This window comes from Mesorhizobium sp. M1A.F.Ca.ET.072.01.1.1, from assembly GCF_004023325.1.
Taxonomy (GTDB): domain Bacteria; phylum Pseudomonadota; class Alphaproteobacteria; order Rhizobiales; family Rhizobiaceae; genus Mesorhizobium.
In genome coordinates, this window is record NZ_RZSF01000760.1 from 1 (window position 1) to 424 (window position 424).

A 424-nucleotide genomic window follows, 5' to 3' on the forward strand; every position below is an offset into this window, starting at 1 on the left:
GCGGTAGGCGCTGTCATTGTTGGTGAAGAGGGCAATCCGCTCGCCTGGCAGCACGCCATATTCATTGGCGTAACGCTCCGCCGCATGCGCCAGCATGACGCCCGGCCGGTCATTGCCGGGAAAGACGAGCGGCCGTTCGAAGGAACCGGTGGCGAGCACCACGGTCCTGGCGCGGATCGCCCAGTAGCGGTGGCGCGGCTCGCCCCTGGCGGGGCTCTCCTTGTGGTCGGTGACACGCTCCAGCGCGGCAAGCGTGTTGCCGTCATAGTAGCCCCAGACCGTGGTGCGCGGCAAAAGCCGCACATTGTCGTTGCCTTCGAGCTGGCCGGCTGCGCGCGCCGCCCAGTCGGCCGCCGGCATGCCGTCGATGGTCTCGCCGGACCAGTTGGCCGAGCCGCCGAAGCGCGGCTCCAGCTCGGTGAGG

1 pseudogene is annotated in these 424 nt (G+C 69.3%); it reads right to left on the minus strand.

Annotated elements, in window-relative coordinates:
• Window positions 1-424 (minus strand): annotated as a pseudogene (locus EOA32_RS37905) (sarcosine oxidase subunit alpha family protein); the annotation flags it as partial.